Origin of the sequence: Campylobacter sp. TTU-622 (assembly GCF_016598965.1) — a bacterium.
GTDB lineage: Bacteria > Campylobacterota > Campylobacteria > Campylobacterales > Campylobacteraceae > Campylobacter_D.
In genome coordinates, this window is sequence record NZ_JAENKR010000144.1 from 1 (window position 1) to 1778 (window position 1778).

General features: G+C 25.6%; 1 protein-coding gene and 2 pseudogenes. All 3 read right to left on the reverse strand.

Annotated features, from left to right (window positions below; genetic code table 11):
• Nucleotides 1–278 (reverse strand): annotated as a pseudogene (locus tag JG677_RS08005) (ABC transporter ATP-binding protein); the annotation flags it as partial.
• Nucleotides 272–1258, reverse strand: a complete 987-nt coding sequence (gene galE / locus JG677_RS08010; RefSeq protein WP_200286105.1) for a UDP-glucose 4-epimerase GalE — start codon at nucleotides 1256–1258, stop codon at nucleotides 272–274. The gene galE and the pseudogene JG677_RS08005, both read right to left, overlap by 7 nt.
• A 45-nt stretch (nucleotides 1259–1303) precedes the next feature.
• Nucleotides 1304–1778 (reverse strand): annotated as a pseudogene (locus JG677_RS08015) (3'-5' exonuclease); the annotation flags it as partial.

The window sequence follows — 1778 nt, forward strand, 5'->3', positions numbered from 1 at the left end:
TAATAAGAATTTAATAAAGCACGTATTATATAAAAACAAACTAAAATTAATCCAAAATAAACAATGATTTTATAAGTAGGCAAAGCTAAGTACTCTTTAATAATAATTAGATATTCATTTTTATCAAAATAAGAAAAATCACTAGCTAAAGTAACAAAAGGCATTATTAAAGATATAGCAAAAGTTTCCATAAATGAAATAAAAATAGAAAAAACTAACAAAGAAAATAAAAAATTCTTATCTTTTTTATTTAAAATAAAAAAAAGTTTTTTTAACACTGTTTTTCCCAATCAAAAGCACTTTTGCAAATTATTTCTAAGTTATCAAATCTTGGTTTCCAAGATGTTAAAGAACGAATTTTATCTGCATTTGAAATTAAAACACTAGGATCTCCTGCACGAGGTGGGGCAAGTTCTACTTTAAAATCTACACCGCTTACTTTTTTCATAGTTTGAATCACTTCTTTTACGCTAAAACCGTGACCATAACCTACATTAAAAATATTACTTTCATTATTTTGCAAGTATTCTAAAGCCGATAAATGAGCACTTGAAATATCATCTACATGAATATAATCTCTTATACAAGTTCCATCTTTGGTGTTATAATTATCTCCAAAAATATATATTTTATCACGTTTATTGGCCGCACATTCTGCTGCTACTTTTATAAGTAAAGTTGCTTTTGGATAACGCTGTCCTAATTTAAAATCCATACAAGCACCCGCAACATTAAAATATCTTAAAATACAATATTTAAAAGAAGGATCAGCCATATTAGCATCTTTTAAAACCTCTTCGCTCATAAGCTTACTTCTTCCATAGGGATTGATAGGATTTAAAGGGCTTTTTTCGCTTACTACAGAAGTTTGAGGCTCTCCATAAGTTGCTGCAGTAGAAGAAAAAATAAAATTTTTAACATTATTTTCTAAACAAGTCTGTATAAGATTGCTTGTATTAGCCGTATTATTTAAATAATATTTCAAAGGATTTTGCATACTTTCAAATACTTCAATGCTCGCAGCAAAATGAACTACTGCATCAAATTTTTCTTGTTTAAAAAGTTCTTTAATAGCCTTAAAATCACTCAAATCTTGTTTAAAAAATTTAAAGTCTCTAATACTTTTTAAATCTTTAATTGCAATTTCACTTCCTTTAGATAAATTATCTAACACACAAATTTCATAATTTGTATTTAAAAATTGTCTTAAAGTGTGCGATCCGATATAACCTGCTCCACCAGTAATTAAAATTTTCATCATTTATTCCTTTTTTTACTTAAAATAATATTCTAGTATATTTGATTAAATGCTAAGTTTTATTTTAGAAATTTCATCTTCACTTGCTTTAATAAAAATATCAACATAAGAACGATCTTGTTTTTTTTGTATAAGAAATTCTTTCATTGTATTTAAAGAGTCAATAAAATCATTTTCATTGATATTACCTTTAATAAATTCGTATTTTAAAAATAACATAAAAGTATTTAAAGTATCGCTTTCGCAATATTCATGAATTTTTTCTAATTTGTTTTCATAAAATAAATCAAGAACTTCATTGCCGTGAATTTCATATTTTCCAGGTAAATTCGCCATAGCACAAATAAGATCAAGTTTTAAACCACGATAAGATCCAAAAGATTCAAACAAATCGCAATGTTTATTTTCAGAAAAACGCGTTTTGTAATTATTCCATTTATCTGTAATGGTATCTAAATAAGCATTAGCCTTGATATTATATTTTAATGCTCTTAAAACAAGTAAAGGCATATCATAATTT